Annotated in this window: 22 protein-coding genes; 7 read left to right on the top strand and 15 right to left on the bottom strand. The window is 69.2% G+C overall.

Annotated elements, in window-relative coordinates:
• Positions 1-130: 130 nt before the first annotated feature.
• Complete coding sequence (locus BST38_RS24820; protein WP_083146146.1) at positions 131-1,606, top strand: HNH endonuclease signature motif containing protein; 1,476 nt, start codon at positions 131-133, stop codon at positions 1,604-1,606.
• Positions 1,607-1,832: 226 nt separating this feature from the next.
• Here BST38_RS24820 and rnhA read toward each other — a convergent pair whose 3' ends face one another.
• The 4 genes from rnhA to BST38_RS24800 form a co-directional block, all read right to left on the bottom strand.
• Entirely contained in the window at positions 1,833-2,312 is a 480-nt protein-coding gene (gene rnhA / locus BST38_RS24815; protein ID WP_083146145.1) for a ribonuclease HI, read from the bottom strand.
• Between the two features lie 34 nt (positions 2,313-2,346).
• Positions 2,347-2,967: a VOC family protein gene (locus BST38_RS24810; RefSeq protein ID WP_083146144.1), complete on the bottom strand. Its 621-nt coding sequence runs from the start codon at positions 2,965-2,967 to the stop codon at positions 2,347-2,349.
• A gap of 7 nt (positions 2,968-2,974) precedes the next feature.
• Complete coding sequence (locus tag BST38_RS24805; protein WP_083146143.1) at positions 2,975-3,445, bottom strand: nitroreductase/quinone reductase family protein; 471 nt, start codon at positions 3,443-3,445, stop codon at positions 2,975-2,977.
• 70 nt (positions 3,446-3,515) lie between these two features.
• The gene (locus tag BST38_RS24800; protein ID WP_083146142.1) at positions 3,516-3,830 is read right to left on the bottom strand and encodes a hypothetical protein; all 315 of its coding nucleotides are present in this window, start codon (positions 3,828-3,830) and stop codon (positions 3,516-3,518) included.
• 61 nt (positions 3,831-3,891) lie between these two features.
• On the opposite strand from BST38_RS24800, the gene BST38_RS24795 reads away from it, so the two are divergent.
• The gene (locus BST38_RS24795; protein ID WP_083146141.1) at positions 3,892-4,350 is read left to right on the top strand and encodes a nitroreductase/quinone reductase family protein; all 459 of its coding nucleotides are present in this window, start codon (positions 3,892-3,894) and stop codon (positions 4,348-4,350) included.
• Here BST38_RS24795 and BST38_RS24790 read toward each other — a convergent pair.
• Both BST38_RS24790 and BST38_RS24785 read right to left on the bottom strand, forming a co-directional pair.
• Complete coding sequence (locus tag BST38_RS24790) at positions 4,328-5,557, bottom strand: MFS transporter (RefSeq protein WP_083146140.1); 1,230 nt, start codon at positions 5,555-5,557, stop codon at positions 4,328-4,330. The genes BST38_RS24795 and BST38_RS24790 overlap by 23 nt on opposite strands.
• On the bottom strand, positions 5,554-6,198 hold the full coding sequence (locus BST38_RS24785; protein ID WP_083146139.1) for a ketohydroxyglutarate aldolase: 645 nt from the start codon (positions 6,196-6,198) through the stop codon (positions 5,554-5,556). Before BST38_RS24785 ends, BST38_RS24790 begins: the two co-directional genes overlap by 4 nt.
• An 85-nt stretch (positions 6,199-6,283) precedes the next feature.
• On the opposite strand from BST38_RS24785, the gene BST38_RS24780 reads away from it, so the two are divergent.
• Positions 6,284-7,468: an ROK family transcriptional regulator gene (locus BST38_RS24780; RefSeq protein WP_083146138.1), complete on the top strand. Its 1,185-nt coding sequence runs from the start codon at positions 6,284-6,286 to the stop codon at positions 7,466-7,468.
• A 46-nt stretch (positions 7,469-7,514) separates the two neighbouring features.
• Positions 7,515-8,060 carry an isopentenyl-diphosphate Delta-isomerase gene (gene idi, locus BST38_RS24775; RefSeq protein WP_083146137.1) on the top strand — a complete coding sequence of 182 codons (546 nt, stop codon included), beginning with the start codon at positions 7,515-7,517 and terminating at the stop codon, positions 8,058-8,060.
• Here the strand turns inward: idi and BST38_RS24770 are convergent.
• From BST38_RS24770 to BST38_RS24735, 8 genes are read right to left on the bottom strand one after another with little or no spacing between them, the layout of a single operon-like run.
• Positions 7,984-9,087 carry a Rieske (2Fe-2S) protein gene (locus BST38_RS24770; RefSeq protein ID WP_083146136.1) on the bottom strand — a complete coding sequence of 368 codons (1,104 nt, stop codon included), beginning with the start codon at positions 9,085-9,087 and terminating at the stop codon, positions 7,984-7,986. The two genes, idi and BST38_RS24770, sit on opposite strands and share 77 nt — an antisense overlap.
• Positions 9,084-10,619, bottom strand: a complete 1,536-nt coding sequence (locus BST38_RS24765) for an FAD-dependent oxidoreductase (protein ID WP_083146135.1) — start codon at positions 10,617-10,619, stop codon at positions 9,084-9,086. Before BST38_RS24765 ends, BST38_RS24770 begins: the two co-directional genes overlap by 4 nt.
• Positions 10,616-11,320, bottom strand: a complete 705-nt coding sequence (locus BST38_RS24760; RefSeq protein WP_083146159.1) for a class I SAM-dependent methyltransferase — start codon at positions 11,318-11,320, stop codon at positions 10,616-10,618. Before BST38_RS24760 ends, BST38_RS24765 begins: the two co-directional genes overlap by 4 nt.
• Before the next feature lies 1 nt (position 11,321).
• A complete protein-coding gene (locus tag BST38_RS24755; protein ID WP_083146134.1) occupies positions 11,322-11,648 on the bottom strand; it encodes a lycopene cyclase domain-containing protein in 327 nt (108 codons plus the stop codon).
• Positions 11,645-11,986 (bottom strand): lycopene cyclase domain-containing protein, encoded by a 342-nt coding sequence (locus BST38_RS24750; RefSeq protein WP_083146133.1) that lies wholly within the window; start codon positions 11,984-11,986, stop codon positions 11,645-11,647. Before BST38_RS24750 ends, BST38_RS24755 begins: the two co-directional genes overlap by 4 nt.
• A 1-nt stretch (position 11,987) precedes the next feature.
• Positions 11,988-12,932: a phytoene/squalene synthase family protein gene (locus tag BST38_RS24745; protein WP_083146132.1), complete on the bottom strand. Its 945-nt coding sequence runs from the start codon at positions 12,930-12,932 to the stop codon at positions 11,988-11,990.
• A gap of 13 nt (positions 12,933-12,945) precedes the next feature.
• Positions 12,946-14,457, bottom strand: a complete 1,512-nt coding sequence (gene crtI, locus BST38_RS24740) for a phytoene desaturase family protein (protein ID WP_083146158.1) — start codon at positions 14,455-14,457, stop codon at positions 12,946-12,948.
• Positions 14,457-15,608, bottom strand: a complete 1,152-nt coding sequence (locus tag BST38_RS24735) for a polyprenyl synthetase family protein (protein WP_083146131.1) — start codon at positions 15,606-15,608, stop codon at positions 14,457-14,459. The genes crtI and BST38_RS24735 overlap by 1 nt, the downstream gene beginning before the upstream one ends.
• Before the next feature lie 376 nt (positions 15,609-15,984).
• On the opposite strand from BST38_RS24735, the gene BST38_RS24730 reads away from it, so the two are divergent.
• Entirely contained in the window at positions 15,985-17,268 is a 1,284-nt protein-coding gene (locus tag BST38_RS24730) for a glycosyltransferase (protein ID WP_181792077.1), read from the top strand.
• Positions 17,269-17,271: 3 nt separating this feature from the next.
• Here BST38_RS24730 and BST38_RS24725 read toward each other — a convergent pair whose 3' ends face one another.
• Positions 17,272-18,144: an LLM class flavin-dependent oxidoreductase gene (locus tag BST38_RS24725; RefSeq protein WP_083146130.1), complete on the bottom strand. Its 873-nt coding sequence runs from the start codon at positions 18,142-18,144 to the stop codon at positions 17,272-17,274.
• A 340-nt stretch (positions 18,145-18,484) separates the two neighbouring features.
• Between BST38_RS24725 and BST38_RS24720 the strand changes: the two genes are divergently transcribed.
• Together BST38_RS24720 and BST38_RS24715 are read left to right on the top strand one after the other, a co-directional pair.
• On the top strand, positions 18,485-18,868 hold the full coding sequence (locus tag BST38_RS24720; protein WP_083146156.1) for a phage holin family protein: 384 nt from the start codon (positions 18,485-18,487) through the stop codon (positions 18,866-18,868).
• A 5-nt stretch (positions 18,869-18,873) separates the two neighbouring features.
• A complete protein-coding gene (locus tag BST38_RS24715; protein ID WP_083146129.1) occupies positions 18,874-19,737 on the top strand; it encodes an Fpg/Nei family DNA glycosylase in 864 nt (287 codons plus the stop codon).

Below are 19,737 nucleotides of genomic sequence, written 5' to 3'. Positions count from 1 at the left end.
GACGCATAACAGCCTCTCAAGCAGAGACTGTTGCAAACACCCCTTGAACCCGCCGGCCGCATGTGGGCATCTTCTTCAGACTCGGCGGACCCGGCCCGGATTTGTCGGTGGTCGCACGTATGTTCGAATTATGTCGAGGGCGGAGTTGCGGGACGCGGTCGGCGCGCTGCGCGCCGCCTTCGACACCGTCGCCGCCTGTGATCTCGACCTGCTGACCCGCGACGAGCTCGTCGAGGTCATGGACGAGTTGGAAGCTCTGGGTTGTCAGCTTCCCGGGATCGGTCATCGATTGTTGGCGCGGCTGCAGACCGAAACCACCGCCCGGGAAATGGGCGCGAAATCCTGGAAAGACGTGCTGCGGATCCGGTGGCGCATCTCGACGAGTGAAGCCAACCGGCGGTTGACTGAAGCTTCCCTGTTGGCGCCGCGGCCCTCGGTCACCGGGCCGGCGTTGCCGCCGCTGCTACCCGCCACCGCGGTCGCCCAGTCGCGGGGACTGATCAATCCCGAGCACGTCGAGGTGATCCGCAAAGCGGTCGACAAACTACCCACCTGGGTCGATGTGACCACCCGCGAGCAGTTCGAGGTCGACCTGGTGCGTACCGCGGTCGGGGTCGGGCCGAAGGAGGTGAAGGACGCCGCCGAGCTGACCTTGTTTCTGTTGGATCAGGACGGCCCCGAACCCGATGACACCGAACGCGCCCGCCGCCGCGGGGTCTCGCTCGGTAACCAAGGCGTCGATGCGATGAGCGCGATCACCGGACACCTCACCCCGGAAGCCCGCGCAGTCTGGGAGGCGATCTTCGCCAAGTACGCCGCCCCGGGTATGTGCAATCCCGCCGATCCGCAACCCTGCACGTCAGGCACCCCAAGTCAGGCGCAGATCGACGGCGATGACCGCAGCCTGGCGCAGCGCCAGCATGATGCGCTGATCGCGGTCGGGCGGATCGCGTTGATGAGCGGGGAACTCGGCCAACTCAACGGGCTGCCGGTGTCGATCATCATCCGCACCACACTGCAAGACCTGGAATCGCGTGCCGGGGTCGGCACCACCGGCGGTGGCACCAGGATGCCCATCAAGGACGTGATCCGGATGGGTTCGCACGCCAACCACTACCTCGCCGTGTTCGACAAGGCCACCGGGTCGGCGCTGGATCTGTTCCGCACCAAACGCATCGCCTCGCCAGAACAGCGGATCATGTTGATCGCCCGCGACGGCGGTTGTACCAAGCCGTGCTGCCCCGTCGGCGCCTACGGCGCCCAGGTTCATCACGTCGTCAGCGACTGGGCCCGCGGCGGTCTGACCAACATCGACGACCTCGGCCTGGCCTGCCCACCGGACAACCGCAGCGTCAACAACGAGGATCCCACCGCCTGGACCACCCGGATGAACACCCGTGGTGAGGTCGAATGGATCCCACCGGAGCACCTCGACACTGGCCAGGCCCGCGTCAACACCTACCACCGCCCCGAACGGCTACTGCGGCCACCCGAGGAACCCGAAAGCCCGAGTCAAACCGACAGCGCGGCAACCGAACCCGAGGACCGCGATACGAGCCCCGGCGAACCCGGCGGCCCTGCACCACCCGAAGACCACGCGGCCTGACCGCCGGCCCGTTGCCGCGCCGCTGACGACCATGGCGTCCGGTGGATGCGGCACGCCGCGGCGTGCAGGCAAGCCGATCAACTGCGGCATGCAGGCAGTCTTCGATCTGCGTTGCGGGCCAACATTCCTTGTTCTCTCCGCAAAGGCGCGTGGTGAATCACGGTCGACGTGGCGCCACCGACCGGTCAGTACGTGTTGGCGGAACAGCTCAAAGGCTGACCGGTACTCACACGGACGCGGCGAGTGCTTCCTGCAATCCGCGCGTCGCCAGCACGTCGGCCAGCTCGTTGTCGGCGATGCCGGAATGTCCCTTCACCCAGAACCATTCGACCCGGTGCTGCGCGCAGGCGGTCCGCAATCTGCGCCACAGATCAGCGTTCTTCACCGGCTGCTTGGCGGCGGTCAGCCATCCGTTGCGCTCCCAGCCGAGCACCCATTGGGTGATGCCGTTACGGACGTAGGTGCTGTCGGTGTACAGGTGCACCGACACCGGCCGGGTCAACGCCTCCAGCGCCATGATCGGCGCGGTCAGTTCCATCCGGTTGTTACTCGTCTGCTCCGGTTCGCCGCCGAACATCTCCCGGACGTGGTGGCGGTGCCTCAGCACCGCACCCCAGCCGCCAGGGCCGGGGTTGGGCCGGCAACCGCCGTCGGTATGGATGACCACGACGTCCTCGGTGGGGCTGGGCGCGGCGGTGTCGGTCACCCGCCGAGGATAGGCGTGCCCCTGGCGGGGGCGCTCATCGACTCGCCGAGATGAATGCTGTCGGCACCGACATGCCGACCTCCCGGTGCCGCAGCGTGGTGATCCGTCGGCCCGGTTGCACGGCATCCTTGACCGGGGTGGTGTGCTCACCGAGGAACGCCGCGGTGGCATCGACGTCGGCCACGGTGAACGTGACACCCCACAGCGTCGACGGGCCTGCTCCGGCGTCGCCCGGCGCGCCGACAACCTCGAGGATCACCTCCCCGAGCCGGAAGAAGATCTGCCTGACCGCACGCCCGCCGAGTTCGGCGTCGCGCTCGCGGCGCGGGGCCACACCTATCGCGGCGAACGCCTCGACGGTCCGGCCGAGATTCGGCGACAACAGCACGACGTGATCGATCGCGATGACACCGTTCGGGTGCGCGACCGGACCGGTGGCGATCGTCGCCGCGGACGTGGTCGGTACACCGTCGATGTCGCAGACGCCGTCCGACTCCAGCCCGGCCAACGCCCAGCCGGCGATACCCCTGCCCTCGGCACCCAGCCGGAGCCCGACGCTTCCGACCCGGCACACGTCGGCGTCGGTGGTGAACCCGGCCTGTGTCCAGGCGTCTGCGGAGTCGGCGATCGCCAACTCGGCGAGGGTGACGGCCACGAGAGGGTCAGGCGGTGAAGACGTCGATCGGCTTGCCGATGGCGAGCATCACCAACGGGATTCGGCGACTCGTCGACTGCTGATAGGCGATGTAGGGCGGATAGAGGTGCGTCATGTATTCCCAGACGTCATGGCGTTCCTCGTCGTCGGGCTCCCGCCACGCCGCTTCGAAGGCCTCGGTCGCCACCTGCACGTCGACGGTCGAGCTCGCGCGGATGTTGTGATACCAGTCAGGATGGCTGTCGGCGCCGCCCTTCGACGCGACGATCACGATCTCGCCGCCGAAGTTCCCGTAGATCAACGGCGTCACGTACGGGTTGCCGGATCGCCTGCCTCGGGAACGGAGCAGGCAGTGCGTGGTGAACGCACGACCGCCGACGGCCGAGAGGTCGAGGATATGACCGCGAGCGCCGCCCGATTCCAGATACGACGCCAGATGACGCCCGGCGAAGTCGTCGGAGGAATCGGTGTCACCCATCGGTCATCCCTTCGTCGCGTCCGCGTGGAACGGCTGCGGAGATTTCCGACTGTAGCGCCCGGCGGGGACGTCAGTCGTCCGAGGAATCCTTCTTCTTGTCCTCGTCCTCTTTGTCGTCCTCTTTGTCGTCCTCTTTCTTGTCCTCGTCGGACTTCTCGTCGGACTTCTTGTCGTCCGAGTCGTCCTCTGAGTCGTCGTCGTCCGAGTTCTTGTCCTTCGGCTTTGAGGCACCGACTTCGAGCACGGCCCAGTGGCTGGGCGACAGGTACACCGACCACTTGTCTTTCTCGCGGCCCAGCATGAGAACACCGTCGTCGATCTCCCACACGGTGTCGTCGTCGTGCTCGGACTCCTGACCATCGGAATATGTGAGTTTGAACGCCATGCTGCTGAGTGCCCGGATGGACTCCTGATTAATCGCACGGTAACGCGGGCAGAATGCGTGCGTGAGCTTCTCCACCACCAACGGCACGCGCGGCGCTCGCCAGCCCGGCGGCGGTTTCCTGCCTCGCCTGATCAACCGGTGGGCGGCCAGGCGGGCGAGGGCCGGCAAGAAGTTCTTCGAAGGGACCCGTGCTCTGGTGCTGACCACGGTCGGACGCCGGAGCGGAACCGAACGCAGCACTCCGGTCACGTATTTCGCCGAGCCGGGCGGGACATGGCTGATCGTCGCGTCCGCGGCCGGCGCAGCGAGAAACCCCGCGTGGTACTACAACCTGGCCGCCCATCCGGACCGAGTGCGCATCGAGTTCGACGGTCAGACCCACGACGTGGTCGCCGAGCAGTTGCACGGTGACGAGCGCGAGCGCGCGTGGCGCCGGATCTCCGACGAGTCGAAACTGTTCGCCGGTTACCAGGCCAAGACCGACCGGGAGCTGCCGATCATCCGGTTGTCGCGGCGCTAGACCGTTTCTGCAGCAGCACCGACCCCGTCAGGATCACCAGACCGACCAGCGCGAGCAGCGACCCCGCGGCCGCCGGCGCGCTGTAGCCGTAGCCCGCGGCGATCACCAGACCGCCGACCCAGGCCCCCGTCGCGTTGCCGATGTTGAGCGCCGAATGGTTCAGCGCGGCGGCCAGCGTCTGGGCGTCGCGCGCGACATCCATCAGCCGGGTCTGCAGCGCGGGCCCGACCGCCGAGCCGGTCAGGCCGATCCCGAACAACACGATCAGTGCGGTCCAGGGGTTTCGGGACGCGACCACGAACAGCGCCAGCATCACGCACAGGGATCCCATCGACAGGTACAGTGCGCGCACCACAGAGCGGTCCGCGAGTCGTCCGCCCACCAGGTTGCCGAAGAACATGCCGATCCCGAACACCATGAGCGCCACCGGGATCAGGCCGCGTGGCAGGCCCGCGACGTCGGTCATCGTGGTGGAGATGTAGGTGTACACGGCGAACATTCCGCCGAAACCGATCATGCCGACGAACAGTGCCAGCCACACCTGATAGCGGCGCAGTGCGCCGAGCTCGGCGATCGGGCTGGTGGTCTGCATGAAACGCAGCTGGAACGGCAGCCAGAACCACAACGCCGCCAGCGTCAGCACCCCGACCGCGACGACGAGACCGAAAGCGGCTCGCCAGCCCAGGGATTGGCCGAGCCACGACGCCACCGGCACGCCGAGCACGGTGGCGACCGTCAGACCGGTCAACACGTAGGCGACCGCTTTCGCCCGGTGCTGCGGCCCCATCAGATGGGCGGCGACCAGAGCGGCCACACCGAAATACGCGCCGTGCGGCAGGCCGGCGAGGAAACGCGCGGCGATCAGCGTCCCGTAGGTCGGTGCCAGCATGCTCGCGAGGTTGCCGAGTGTGAACACCACCATCAGCGCCAGCAGCAGCTTGCGCCGTCCCATCCGTGCCGTGACCGAAGCGATCAGCGGTGCGCCGACCACCACTCCCAGCGCGTAGGCCGAGATGACATGGCCGGCAGTCGGTTCGGAGACGCCGAGGCTGTGTGCGATGTCGGGGAGCAGGCCCATCGCGACGAACTCGGTGGTGCCGATCCCGAAGCCGCCCAGCGCGAGTGCGACCACGGCCAGCCAGCGCACGACGGGGTCGGGGGCCACCACCGAAGGCGGCCCGGAGGTGCGGTCGACCGTCACCGTCACAGTGCCCGGACGGCCGCGACGGACGGTGAGCCGAGGGTCAGCGCGACGGCGGCCAGACGCCGGACGCGGTCCCAGTCGCGCTGCTGTACCGCCGCGTCCGGTGCGAGCCAGTCGGCGACCACACACCGCACGTTCGGTGCGGCGAGATGGCCGGCGACGTCGGCGGCGGCGGCGCCCGCGACGGCGAACCGCGCCGAGGGGGCGAACGAGGCCAGCGACTTGAGTACGCGGCGGCCACCGGTCAGCACCATGTCGGTGTAGCCGTCGTCGAGCAGACGGGCCACGTCGAGATCGGTGCGGACGCCGGGAAGGTGCGGCAGTTCGGAAGCCCGCATCGCCGCGCACAGTTCGGGGGTCCCGTCGGCGGCGACGAGGAATTCGGCCCCCGCCGCGCGGGCGAGCGCGGGCTGCGCCGCGTCGGTCAGCTCGCCGGCACCGACGATGACGTCGGATGCGTCGGTGGCCAGGCGTTCGATCGCGGTGAGGGCGTGCGGTCCGTCCAGCGCGATGTGGACCATCGGAAGCCCCGCGGCCGTGATGGCGCGAGCGACAGGAACCACATCGGCGGCCTGCCCCGCGTCGTGGATACGCAGCAACGGCATCACGGGTGCGACGTCGAGCAGCGATCTGGGTTCCTTCATAGGGCAACCGTAGTCGGGATTAAGGTACTTATCAACGATACTTTTGCACTTGAAAGACATAAGTGGCTGAGGCTACGCTCGGTGCGTGCCGCTCTTCCGGACGTCAGCAGCAACCACTGTGGGGGAGCTGTACGCCCTGATCAGGGATAAGCGGGGGGCGACGCGCGCAGAGCTCGGCAAACTCACCGGTTTGTCCAGGACCGCGGTGACCGCCCGGGTGAGAGAACTCACCGCCCGGGGGCTGGTCGTCGAAGACGCGCAGGCGCCGTCCAGCGGAGGCAGGCCGGCGACCCTGCTGCGGTTCAACGCCGCCGCCGGGGTGGTGCTGACCGCGGCCGTCGGCGGTAGCCGGACCCGGCTCGCGGTGTGCGATCTGGCGGGCGATGTGCTCGGCGCCGCCGACATCGACCGGGAGCCCGGCTTCGGGCCAGAAGATCTGATGCCCGATGTGGTGGCCTGCCTGCAGGATCTGCTGGTCGGCTCCCGGCATCGCGGTGAGCAGGTCTTCGGAATCGGTCTGAGCCTGCCGGGCACCGTGGACCAGAAACGCGGCAGCAGCGTCGACACCCCGGTGCTCAGCGGATGGGACGGCGTGCCGCTGTTCCCGTACTTCCGCGAGCTGACCTCCGCACCCGTCATCCTCGGTAACGACGCGAACGTGATCGCGCTGGCCGAGTGGCGCGCGGGCGCCGGTCGCGGCTTCGGAGACCTGCTCGTGCTCAAGGCCTCCACCGGTCTCGGCGCCGGCATCATCAGCGGCGGGATGCTGCAGCGCGGCGCCCAACGTGCCGCCGGGGAGTTCGGCCACAACAAGACGGCCGCCGCGGCGGACCGGCCGTGCCGGTGCGGTGACGTCGGCTGCCTGGAGACCGTGGCGGCGGGCTGGGCGCTGGTGCAGGAGCTGCGCGACGAAGGCAGGACGGTACACAACCTGCGCGAGGTGGTCGCACTGGCGCACACCGGAGATGCGTTGGCCCGCAGGTTGATCCGCGACAGCGGACGATACGTCGGCGAGGTGCTCGCCGGTGCGGTCAACCTGCTCAACCCCGAGGCTCTGGTGGTGGGGGGCGACATCTGCGGCGCCTACGACATCTTCGTGGCCGGGCTGCGGGAGACGTTGTACGGCAACGCCACCACGCTGGCGACCAAGAACCTGCAGATCCTGCCCGCCTACCTCGGGGACCGCAGCGGCAGCATGGGCAGCGCGATGATGGTGCTGGACAACGTGCTCGGCCCAGCCGCGGTCGACGCGCTGGTCACAACTCCGTAAGGGCGCACGGCCGTTTCCGTGGCGGTCCGGCGGGTAGGAATGACACGTGAGTGACGAACTGGTTGTGCTGCTCGACCACGACGGCAACCGCGTCGGCAGTGCCGCGAAGTCTTCGGTTCACCACCGGGACACCCCGCTGCATCTGGCCTTCTCCTGCTACCTGTTCGACGATTCCGGCCGGGTGCTGCTGACCCGCCGCGCGCTGGGCAAGAAGACGTGGCCCGGGGTGTGGACGAATTCGTTCTGCGGACATCCCGCCCCCGGCGAGGCCATGGTCGACGCGGTTCACCGCCGCGCCCGGCAGGAACTCGGCGCGGCGGTGCGGGACGTGGTGTGCGTGCTGCCTGACTTCCGCTACCGCGCCGAGGCCGCCGACGGCACCGTCGAGAACGAGGTGTGCCCGGTGTTCTGTGCGCTCGTCGACGGCCCGGTCGCGCCGTCCCCCGACGAGGTGATGGACCTGGTCTGGGCGCAGTGGGCCGAGGTGCGGACCGCTGCCGCGCTCGGGTGGGCGATCAGTCCGTGGGCGCAGAGCCAGGTGCCGCTGCTGGAGGCCGCCGGTCTGCCCGAGTGGTCTCGCGCATCGGTGTGAGCAGTTCGGCTGTCCCCGCGGCCTTCTGCTCGCGCACGATGTTCAGCCGTTCGGCGTAGGCCAGGTCGTCGCGCCACAGCCGGTTCGCGGCGTGTCGCATGAACGGGGTGATCAGCGGCGCCACCCGGATGGCCCGTGCGAAACCGGGCCGGTCCGAGTGTGCGACGACGGCCTCGACCACGGTGGCGCGCGGAAGTCCGTCCCGGCCGTGACCGTTGGGCACGGCGTGGGTTTCGACCACGCTGCCCGAACCCTCCCCGTCGAGGATCCGCATCACGAGTGTCCGCGGTTCGGGGCTGGTGAACTCGGCGATGACCGGCACGCCGAGCCGGCCGATGCGGAACGTCACCGCGACGAGAAAGCGGTCGAGTTCCTCCGGGATGTCGGTGTCCTCGCCCGGGGCGCTGAGCACTTCGAGCTGGGTGAACGAGTACGGGTGAAACCAGGCGCCGTGCCACGGGTCCATCCTGTTGGCGATGATGTCGACGGCCTCGCACGTGCCGCGCAGCGTCGTCACCGCGGCCAGCCGGGGCGGCTCGGGCCGGGCCGGCACGATCGGCGCGTCGGTCGGTTCCTCGCCGCCGACACGGTCCAGTCGCGCCCACACCAGCACCCCGTCGTCGAACGTGGGCAGCGACGGCCAGTCCGGGCGCGCCCGGCCGGTCAGACGCAGGCCGTGCCACGGGCACACGAGGTGCCCGCGGTCCACGGTGCCGGTGCACAGGTCGGCCCCGAGATGCGGACATCCGGCCGGGCCGATGCGCACCTCGCCTCCGGTGTCGCGCCAGCAGACCAGCTCGGCCCCGGCGACGTTGGCGCCGAACGGTTTCGCGCCGATGTCGGTGCTGGCCCCGACGACGTACCAGTTGCCGCTGGGGCGGGCCTGGGAGCGGGCGAGCGCGGCGGAGATCAGCTGGGGGGACGCCTGCCGGTACGTCGGGGTCTGCCGCGCCCAGGGGGTGCGCGGAAGCACCTCGAAAGGCCAGGCCTTCTTCACCGAACGGGTGAACCGGCCCACAGCGCTCATCGGGGAACCCGCCTTTCGACACGGCCGGCCAGGTGCCGCAGCACGGGGGAGCGGCCGCGCACCGGAACGGTGTAGATATCGTGCCCCTTCACCCCGAAATGAGCGAGCAGGGTGTTGGCGGCGCTGATGCCGGTGGTCGCGGCGCGTTCCATCAGTGCGACCGGCAGATCGATGCGGATGCCGTCACCGGCGAGCGCGAGACCGGGATGCGGGGTGTGTACCGACGGCCGTTCGGCGAAGTCGCCCGGCGCCAGTCGCGGACAGTCGTTGCGGCACAACGTCTCCTCGTGCACGATCCGGGCTTGTGCCGTCTCCGGGTAGAGCGCGTGCATCCGCGCGATCGACGCCTCGCGCAGGGCCGGGGTGTCCTCGTCGACCGAGTATGCGTGCAACTCGACCACTGAACCGCCTGTGCGCGAGCACCATTCGGCGGCTTCGCGCTCGTAGCGCTCCAGCACGCTGATGTTGTCCAGCGGCGGCAGGCCACCGGTGCCCATGAACGCCGGACGGTCTGACCGCACCGCGCGATCCAGCCAGAGGCGCTGCACCACGAACGGCGCCGCGGTGCCGAGACGCCCGATCCGGCCCCGCCAGCCGGGGTCCCCGAGGGCCGGGGATCCGGCGACGATGGCCTGCAGCGCCGACACGTCGGCGGCGAGCACCACACCGTCGGCGCGGAGTTGTTCGCCGGCGTCGTCGGTGACGACGAAGGCGTTGTCCGCGGTCGGTTCGACACTGCGCACCGAGGAACCCGTCTGCACCCGCGCCCCGAGCCGCTCCAGGTAGCTGCCCAGCGGATTCCACAGCGCCGCATCGAAATTGGACGTCGCGACATCGAAGACCAGGCCCTCACTGGAGCCGAGGAAGTAGATGTGGAACATCGTGGCCAGTTCGGCGGCCGACAGTTTGGCCGGCCGGGTGAAGAAGCTCCGGGAGAACACCTCGAACGCCAGGTGGCGGGCCGCATCGGGGAAGTTGATGTCGCGCAGGAACGATTCGGCGTCTTGGTGGTCGAGCTCGTCATAGGTGCCCGGCACCGACACCGCGGCCAGCGGTGCCGCCGCGCGGGCGTCGAGGCGGATCAGGTCCCGCACCCGGAAGGTGGGGCTGCGCAGCGCGAACGCCATCGCGTTGAACGGTGGCGTGCGGGGCAGTCCGCGGAACGTGTCGCGCCTGCCGCGCGCGTCGACAAGGGGGTAGTCGTCGAGCGGGCCCAGCATCGACAGCGTCGGGTCGACGCGGCGGAGCAGGTCGCGCAGGTTGTAGTACTGGCGGAAGAACGCGTGGAAGCCGCGGTTCATCGCGGCGGACGTGCCGTCGGGCAGCTGCGTCTGCCATCCGCCGACCCGGCCACCCAGATAGGGCTGTCGTTCGTAGAGTCGCACCGCGACACCGCGTTCGGCCAGTGCGGTGGCGGCGGCCAGCCCGGCGATGCCGCCGCCGACGACCGCGACGGTCGGCCGCGACACCAGGTCGGCCGCGCCGGGCAGGCCCGGGGCGGCAGGATGCAGGACGCGGCGGGGATCGTTCACTGAGGTGCCCTCCCGAGGAACGTGTGCACGACGCCGCGCTGCCAGCCCGGCATGGTGTCGCTGTGGACATCGACGAACCCGTTGCGCCGCAGTCGGTCCCGGAACTGCTCGGCCCCGTCGAACTCGTTGACGCTGCGCCGCAGGTACCGGTACAGCCCCGCGTCGCCGGAGCGCAGCCGGCCGATCGGGATGATGATCGCGGTGCTGACCAGGTTCCAGACGGCGGTGGCCGCCACGGAGTCGCGGACCGAGTACTCGTGTGCCGCGAGCACACCACCCGGGCGCAGCAGCGCGCGCAGGGACTGCAGGACACCGTCGCGGTCGTCCACGTTGCGGATCAGGTACGCCGCGAGGATGCCGTCGAACGGACCGGTGACACCGGCGGCGGCCAGGTCCTCGACACGGCTGTGGGCGAACGACACCGTCGCGGGCCAGTCCTTGTCGCGCGCGCAGGCGAGCATGCCGGCCGATCCGTCGACGCCCAGGATCTGGGCGTGCGGTGCGACGTGCAGCAGGGCAGCAGTGGAAGCCCCTGTGCCGCAGCCGATGTCGAGAAGAGACAGGCCGCGGCCCTGATCGGGTAGCTGCATCCGGCGGGCCGACAACCGCAGGTGCTGGTGATATCCCGGATTGGATCCGACCAGACCGTCGTAGGTCTCGGCGCCGGCGTCGAACGCGTCGGGGACGTCGTAGGTGGGCATGTCAGCGCGCTCCGTGCCGGTCCGCCGCACCGCGGCGCACCCACAGCAGCAGCACCGCGGTGATCATCGCCCAACCGAACAGGAAGTCCTCGACCGGGATGTCCCACGGGAACCGGATACCGGTCGAATGGTATTCGTCGTACAGCACGATCGGGGCGCTCAGCTTGGTCAGCCAGCCGTCCACCAGCACCTGGAAAAAGGTCACGATCGCCATCGAGATCCAGTATGCGGCGGACCGGAACAGGCCGGTACGCAGAAACCGCAATTCCCACACCACGACGACGACCACGGCCAGGACGGCGGGCACCGTATAGCCGAGGCCGCTCACCGGCTGACCTTGCGCCGGGACCGATGCTTGGCCAGGAAGCCGAGGATCGTGCTGACCGCCGAGAAGGTCAACAGCGCGCACAGCGGGATCACGATGAAGAACATCAACTCCTCGATCGGGAACACCCCGATGTGCAGTCCGGTGATGTAGCGCGGGTTGTAGTCCCACACGTCGGCGAGGATCGCGAGCAGATCCCACACGACGAAGACGACCGCGACCGGGATGATCGCGGCCGCGGTGCGGCGGGGCTGCCGGTACACCCCGGACCCGAAGGCCTCCAGTGGTGCGGTGATGGCCAGGCAGCCGAGCATCAACAGCAGGTACTGGTACTTGTCGATGTCAAGCCTCCCGGTGCCGCAGACGTGCGGTGAGCGCGCGGGCCAGTCCGACGGAGGCGACCCGCAGCCGGCGCCCCGTCGGCACGGTGGCGCGCTGCGCGAACACCGCGAAGTCCATTTCCTCGATCCGGTCGAGGATCTCCGAGTACAGCGTCAGCGCGGCCGCCACACACGGCCGCGACCGCGGGTGCAGCATCGCGACGCCGGGCTCGGCCTGCTGGTAGACGCGCCGGGTCAGGGCGTGCTGTTCGACGAGCGCCGCACGCAGCCTCGGGTCGGTGCGGCGATTGCGCTGACACCAGGACAGCACCTCGCGATCGACACCGTGGGCGGCCAGTTCGTCGGCCGGAAGGTAGACCCTGCCGCGGCTGAGGTCTTCGTCGATGTCCCGCAGGAAGTTGGTGAGCTGGAACGCCTTGCCGAGCGCCGCCGCGTACGGCGCGGCTTCCTCGCGGGGCACCACCGTTCCCAGCACCGGAAGCATCTGCAGGCCGATCACCTCGGCGGAGCCGTACATGTACCGGTCCAGCGCGGCGCGGTCCGGGTAGTCGGTGACGGCCAGGTCCATCCGCATCGAGGCCAGGAAGTCGTCGAACAGCTGCCAGTCGATCCGGTAGTGGCTGGCGGTGTCGACCACCGCGTCCAGGACGGGATCGTCGCCGCAATGCCGTTTCTCGACCAGTCGGGTGAACAGTGCGGTCGCCAGCCCCTGCAGTTCGTCGGCGCGGTCGGCGACCGTACGGTCGTCGAAACCGTCGAGCACGTCGTCGGCGCGTCTGGCGAAGCCGTACAGGGCGTGCACCGCGGGCCGCTGCGCCGGCGTCAGCAGCCTGGTGGCGAGGAAGAACGTCTTGCCGTGGTGGGCGTTGAGTTTCCGGCACTCCCGGTAGGCCCGCCGCAGATTCACGTCCCGCACGCCCGCGGCGTCCAGCTCTGAGCCGATCATCGTTGTGCCCCAATCATTGCGTGACTATTCGTGGTTGTGTTCGGCTCCCGACCCCGGTGACCCGGTCGGCGGCCAGACGGCCCGAGACGATGGCGGTGGGGATGCCGACGCCAGGCACGGTGGATGACCCGGCAAGCACCGCGTTGTCGATGCCGCGGAGCGTGTTGGCGGGCCGGAACGGCCCGGTCTGGGCGAACGTGTGCGACAACGCGAACGGCGTGCCCGCCGCCATACCCTGGCGCGCCCAGTCCTGCGGGGTGACCACGTGCAGCAATTCCGCGTCCTCGCCGACATGAGGCAGGCGCGCGGTGACGGTGTCGAGCATGTGAGCGGTGTAGCGCTCCCGGTCGGCATCCCAGTCCCGGTGTCCCACAGCGGTGTTCGGTGCCGGAGCCAGCACGTACAGCAGGTCCCTGCCCGGGGGTGCGAGCGTCGGATCGCCGAGTGCGGGCCGGGTGACCAGCAGCGACGGATCGGCCATCGCTGTGCCCTGGTCGATGATCTCGTCGAACGTGCGCTCCCACTCGCCGCCGAACAGGATGGTGTGATGCGACTGATCTGCCGTGGTCTGCGGGGCCTTCGCGCCGAACTGCGCGACGACCGCCGACGGCGCCGGCCGCAGCGGCAGCAGCCGTCGCGGGGTGCGGCCGAGCAGCCGATAGGTGTCGGGCAGCTCGGTGGTCAGGACCACCGCGTCGGCGGGAATCCGCTCACCGGTGTCGGTGCGCACCGCCGTCACGCGCGAACCGACCCGATCCAGCGCGCAGACACCGGCGTTGTACCGGAACTCGACGCCCGCGTCGGCGGCGGCGGCGGCCATCGCATCCGGCACCGCGCGCATGCCGCCGCGCGGGAAGTACACACCGGAGACGGTGTCCATGTACGCGATGACCGCGTATGCGGCCAGCGCGCGACGGGGCGGCACCCCGACGTAGAGCGCCTGAAAGGTGAAGACCCGCAACAACCGCTCGTCGGTGATGAAGCGTCGCACCATCGGCTCCCACCGGCGGAAGCCGCCGATGGCGGCCAGCCGCGCCAACTGCGGGGTCAGCAGCGACAGCGGGGAATCGAAGTTGGCGGAGATGAAGCCGTCGAACTCCAACTCGTACAGCCGGCCCAGCCACTGCCGCAGCCGCGCATAGCCGGCGGCCTCGTCGGGACCGGCGAAACGCTCGATCTCGGCGGTCATCGCCGCGGCGTCGGTGTGGACGTCCAGGCTGGAGCCGTCGGCGAACGACGCACGGTAGGCCGGCTCTACCCGGTCGAGCGTCAACCGGTCGGCGGTCGACTCCCCGACGGCGGCGAACGTCTCGTCGATGATGTCGGGCATGGTCAGCACGGTCGGGCCGGTGTCGAGCCGGTAGCCCGACACATCGGCGCGGCCCATCCGCCCGCCGGGGTGGGCACCGCGTTCGACGACGGTCACCTGCCGGCCCCGCCCGGCCAGGTGCAGCGCGGCCGACAGACCGGCCAGCCCAGCGCCGACGACCACGACGTGGTCGGTGGATCCCGGGATCGACCTCATCACGCCAACCGCCTCGCGCAGGCGGCGGCCATCGCGGTCAGCGCGGCGTGCGCGTCACCGTCCAGACCGGCGATATCGAGGGTGTCCATCGCCCAGTTCAGGCGTCGTTCGATCAACTCTTCAATCCATTCGATGGTGCCGACCTCGGCGATGAGGCCCTGCCAGTGGGTGATGTCGGCCGGGGTCAGATGCCCGGCGGTCATGAACGCGCGCAGCCTGCGGCGCTGGGCGTCGGTGGCCAATTGATAGGACGCGGCGACCACGGTCGTGGCCTTGCGCGCGGCGAGGTCGTCACCGGCGGGCTTGCCCGTGATCTCCGGAGCCCCGAACACCCCGAGCAGGTCGTCGCGCATCTGGAATGCCTCGCCGACCGCACTGCCGTAGGTTCCGAGCGCCGCCAGGTGCCGCTCCGGGCATCCCGCCAGCACCGCGCCGATCTCCAGTGGCCGTCGCACGGTGTAGTTGCCCGACTTGCGCCGTGCCACGTCCAGCACCTCGTCCAGGGAAGGGAATCCGGCGCTGTCGTTGACCAGGTCGGCGAACTGCCCGACCGCGAGTTCGGTGCGCATCGTGTCGTAGCGCGGCCAGGCCCGCCGCAGCGCCGCGTCGTCGAGGCCGCTGTCGCGCAACATCTGCTCGGCCCACACCAGACACAGGTCGCCGAGCAGCACCGCCGCGGACTCACCGAACCGGGCGGACGAACCGGACAGGCCGCGGCCGTGATGCCAGCCCGCGAACACCCGGTGCGCGCTGGGACGTCCGCGGCGCATCGGCGACCCGTCCATCACGTCGTCCTGCATCAGCGCGAACGCGTGCAGGAACTCAAGGCTCGCCGCCGCGCGGATGGCGGCGTCGGAGTCGGCGGCGCCGCAGCGCCACCCGACGTAGAGGAACGTCGAACGCAGACACTTGCCCTCGGCGAGCAAAGAGCGCAGCACGGTCTCGGCGATGTCCACCGGGCCTTCGGACAACGAGTCGGCGCACACCAGGTCGATGAATTCGTCGACCGCGCGCAACACGCGATCGCGGACCCCGGCGTGCCACGTCAGGTCGTCGCGGGCGGTTGCCACGGCGGCCGAAGGCCGCGCGGCGAAGCCGTCAACTGTCCCCGGCCGATCGTCCTCGACCGTGGGGTGCGCACCGGGTGTCATCGGTGCGGGTAGATACCCAAAACCGGGTCGTTTAAGCATGCGCACCCCCGTCTGTCCGGATCCTCGCCTGGTGACCGCGCGCCGTTCCATCTCACCACGCGCGCGATCCCATCGACATGGGATCAGTGTTACCTCGTCAGTTCACAAGCGCCACAGTCTTGTTCGGCGCGTGAACGGCAGGTGTCAGCAGCATTTGACGTGGTCGTGGCGCTGCCGGGGGTGTGTGAGAGCGCTGCGAAACCGGTTGTGACATATGTATGACGGGTCATCTAGGGTCGATGGTGGGTGGCGGCGCGGGCCAGGCGGTCTCGGGTAGTTTCGCGGGTATGCGCCACTGGTCGAGGAGCGCATGCTCCGTTGCGGCAAAGGAATAGGTGTGGCGCGATATCTGCTCGCGGTGAGCCCCATCCGTGGCCATGTCATGCCGATGGTGGACCTGGGCGCGGGACTGCAGAAGCTCGGGCACGACGTGACGGTGTTGACCGGGGCGGAGTTCGGTGCCCTCGTCGAGAACGCGGGGTTGACGCTGCGGTGTCTGCCCGACAGCGTGGTGATCGACCCACCCGCGGCCGCGCCGCGATGGCTGCGCAGTCTGCCTGCGGCGGCGCGCCGGTTCTGGCTGGGGCGGGCCGAACTGGCAGATGTGTTCGCTGAACCGCTTGCCGCAGAAGCTGATTCGGTCCGCGCACTGCTCCATGACAGGCGTTTCGACGCGGTGGTCGCCGACATCACGTTCACCGGTCTGGTTCCCGTTCTGCTGCAGGACCCGCCGCGGCCACCGGTCGTGGTGTGCGGCGTGGGTCCGCTGACGCTGTCGAGCGCCGACACGCCCCCGTTCGGGATGGCCTGGCAGCCCGAGCCGGGCGTCGACTACCGCCCGATGACCACGGTCGCGCACCGGGTGATCATGCGATCCAGTCAGCGGCGGTTCGACGCCGCGCTCCGCCGTGCCGGGTCAGGCCGATCTCCGGTGTTCATCAGCGACTGGCCCCGCCTCGCCGATGCGGTGCTGCAACTGTCGGTGCAGGAGTTCGAGTACCCGCGCTCCGACCTGCCGTCCACGGTGGAATTCGTGGGGCCGGTGTTACCTGCTGCCGCCGGGCAATTCGTGCCGCCGTCCTGGTGGCCCGAAGTGACTCGTGGCGACCGGACCGTCGTCCACGTCACCCAGGGCACCTTCGACAACGCCGACCTGAACCAACTGCTCGTGCCGACCTTCGACGCCCTCGGCGGGCGCGACGACATCCTCGTCGTCGCGACCACCGGTGGTCGGTCCGGCCAGCGTATTGAACGTGAAACTCCTGCGAATGTCCATGTGGCGGAATGGATTCCATACTCCGCACTGCTGCCCCACGTCGACGTGATGGTCACGAACGGCGGCTACGGGGGCGTGCAGTACGCACTCGCGCACGGTGTGCCCCTGATCGTCGCCGGTGAGACGTCGGACAAGGCCGAGGTCGCCGCACGCGTCGACTACAGCGGTGTCGGCGTCGACCTGGGCACCTTCGCGCCGTCGGCCGACGCGATCCGCGCCGCGGTGGACCGCGTCCGCGACGACGATCGCTACCGTGCCGCGGCCCGCCGGATCCAGGCCGCGATCGACGCGTCCACCCCTGTCGACTCCATCGCCAACGCCCTCAAACGCTGCGCGGGCGCCTAGCCGTCAGACCTTGGCGATGACGTTCTCGGCGAACATCTCCAGGTTGCGGATCTTCGCGTCCAGTGGCTCGGTGTCCTGACCCATGATGTAGGGGATGCGGAAGCCGACGATCACGTCGGTGATGCCCTTGTCCTCAAGGCGCTTGATGCCGTCGAGGGAGTAGGCGTCGAGTGAGATCACGTGGATCTGGTAATCGTCGCGGTCCGCGGTGCCCGCCTCCTCGCGGAACTTCGCCAGTTTCGCGAGCAGGGTGTCGAGTTCCTCGGGATCGCCGCCGCCGTGCATCCAGCCGTCGTTGCGGGCGGCGCGGCGCAGCGCGGCGTCGGCGTGCCCGCCGATCAGGATCGGCACCGGCTTCGACGGCGCTGGCGTCATCTTCGTCTTCGGGATGTCGTAGAACTCGCCGTGGTACTCGAAGTACTCACCCGAGGTCAGGCCGCGGACGATGTCGATGCACTCGTCCATCCGCTTACCCCGCTTGGCGAACGGGACGTTCAGCAGCTCGTAGTCCTCCGGCCACGGGCTGGTGCCGACGCCGAGGCCGAGGCGGTTGTCGAACATCGCCGCCAGCGACCCGGCCTGCTTGGCCACCAGGGCGGGCGGGCGGATCGGGAGCTTGAGCACGAAGTGGTTGAAGTGCAGCTTGGTCGTGACCGCGCACAGCGCCGCGGTCAGCACGAACGATTCGATGAACGCCTTGCCCTCGAGGAACTCCCGGTTGCCGTCGGGGGTGTAGGGATACTTGGAGTCGGATTCGAACGGGTAGGCGATGCTGTCGGGGATCGTCATCGCGTGGTAGCCGGCGGCTTCGGCGGCCTTCGCCAGCGGGATGTAATACGTCGGATCGGTCATGGCTTCGGCAAAGGTGAATCGCACGTCGTCTCCTGCTCGTCGGTGACCGCATACTAGAACACGTTCTAGTATGCGCGTGTCGGAATTCCGCACGCCGGGACCTCCGGCGAGACCGTCGCGCGATCGCACAGCCCTGGGTAGGGCGGCGTCGCCTCCGTTCGCGCCCTGTCGGGCGCTCTCGAAGCGGCGTCGAATGTTGGCGGCCAACATCTTTCGTCGTCGGTGGTCGGCGCCCGGTGTGGCGTCGCCAGGGTGGTCCTGCCGCGGTGGCGTTGTGGACGGACGTCGGGCCCGTCGGGAGTCACCGGGGTGAACGATCGTCGTCGTCGCATCACAGGCACGGGCGCGGGTGGATCATGATCGCATGGGTAGTTTTCTGCTGCGGGCCGCGCTGACCGGCGTCGCGCTGTGGGTCGTCACACTGCTGGTGCCCGGAATCGGGTTCGTCGGCGGCGACTCGACAGCGGCGCGGATCGGCATCATCTTCGTCGTCGCGGTGATCTTCGGTGTGGTCAACGCGGTCATCAAGCCGATCGTCCAGATCATCTCGATTCCGCTCTACATCCTCACGCTCGGCCTCTTCCACATCGTGATCAACGCGTTCATGTTGTGGATCACCTCGTGGATCACCGAGCACACCACCCACTGGGGGCTGGCGATCGACGACTTCTGGTGGACCGCCATCTGGGCCGCGATCGTGCTCTCGATCGTGAGTTGGCTCCTGTCGCTGGTCGTCCAGGCAGACTGAGTGCTATGCCCGAGCTCCCCGAGGTCGAAGCGCTCGCCGATCATCTGCGCCGCCACGCCGTCGGACGGACCGTCGGCCGCGTCGACGTGTCCGCCCTTTCGGTGCTCAAGACGTTCGATCCGCCGGTGTCCGCGCTGGCCGGCCACGAGGTGACGGCCGCGAACCGCTGGGGCAAATACCTCGGGCTGCAGGCGGGCGACCTGCACCTGATCACCCACCTGTCCCGCGCCGGGTGGCTGCGCTGGTCGGACAAGCTGGCCGCGGCGCCACTGAAGCCCGGCAAGGGGCCGATCGCGTTACGGGTGCACCTCGGGACACCCGGCGAGGCGCCCGGGTTCGACCTGACCGAGGCCGGCACCCAGAAGCGCCTCGCGGTCTGGCTGGTCACCGACCCGATGTCGGTGCCGCAGATCGCGTCCCTGGGCCCGGATGCGCTGTCGTTGGACCCGGGCGCGCTGGCGGATGTCCTGAAGGGGCAGACCGGCCGCATCAAGACCGTCATCACCGATCAGAAGGTGATCGCCGGGATCGGCAACGCCTACAGCGACGAGATCCTGCACGTGGCGAAGCTCTCGCCGTTCGCGACGGCCAACAAGCTGACCGCCGCGCAACTCGCGGATCTGCACGACGCGATGATCTCGGTGCTCACCGACGCCGTGACCCGTTCGGTCGGGCAACAGGCCGCGACGCTCAAGGGGGAGAAGCGCTCGGGCCTGCGGGTGCACGCGCGCACCGGGATGCCGTGCCCCGTCTGCGGCGACACCGTGCGCGAGGTGTCCTTCGCCGACAAATCGTTCCAGTACTGCCCGACGTGTCAGACCGGCGGAAAGGTACTCGCGGACCGGCGGATGTCGAGGCTGCTCAAGTAG

It is taken from the genome of Mycolicibacterium parafortuitum (assembly GCF_002086815.1).
Classification (GTDB): Bacteria; Actinomycetota; Actinomycetes; order Mycobacteriales; family Mycobacteriaceae; genus Mycobacterium; species Mycobacterium parafortuitum.
This window is presented reverse-complemented; position numbering and strand designations above follow the sequence as displayed.

Coding starts and splice junctions, on each gene's coding strand:
- BST38_RS24820 (WP_083146146.1), top strand. CDS start 131: ATGTCGAGGGCGGAGTTGCGGGACGCGGTCGGCGCGCTGCGCGCCGCC.
- BST38_RS24805 (WP_083146143.1), bottom strand. CDS start 3,445: ATGGGTGACACCGATTCCTCCGACGACTTCGCCGGGCGTCATCTGGCG.
- BST38_RS24800 (WP_083146142.1), bottom strand. CDS start 3,830: ATGGCGTTCAAACTCACATATTCCGATGGTCAGGAGTCCGAGCACGAC.
- BST38_RS24785 (WP_083146139.1), bottom strand. CDS start 6,198: ATGAAGGAACCCAGATCGCTGCTCGACGTCGCACCCGTGATGCCGTTG.
- BST38_RS24770 (WP_083146136.1), bottom strand. CDS start 9,087: ATGAGCGCTGTGGGCCGGTTCACCCGTTCGGTGAAGAAGGCCTGGCCT.
- BST38_RS24760 (WP_083146159.1), bottom strand. CDS start 11,320: ATGCCCACCTACGACGTCCCCGACGCGTTCGACGCCGGCGCCGAGACC.
- BST38_RS24745 (WP_083146132.1), bottom strand. CDS start 12,932: ATGATCGGCTCAGAGCTGGACGCCGCGGGCGTGCGGGACGTGAATCTG.
- crtI (WP_083146158.1), bottom strand. CDS start 14,457: ATGAGGTCGATCCCGGGATCCACCGACCACGTCGTGGTCGTCGGCGCT.
- BST38_RS24735 (WP_083146131.1), bottom strand. CDS start 15,608: ATGACACCCGGTGCGCACCCCACGGTCGAGGACGATCGGCCGGGGACA.
- BST38_RS24720 (WP_083146156.1), top strand. CDS start 18,485: ATGGGTAGTTTTCTGCTGCGGGCCGCGCTGACCGGCGTCGCGCTGTGG.
- BST38_RS24715 (WP_083146129.1), top strand. CDS start 18,874: ATGCCCGAGCTCCCCGAGGTCGAAGCGCTCGCCGATCATCTGCGCCGC.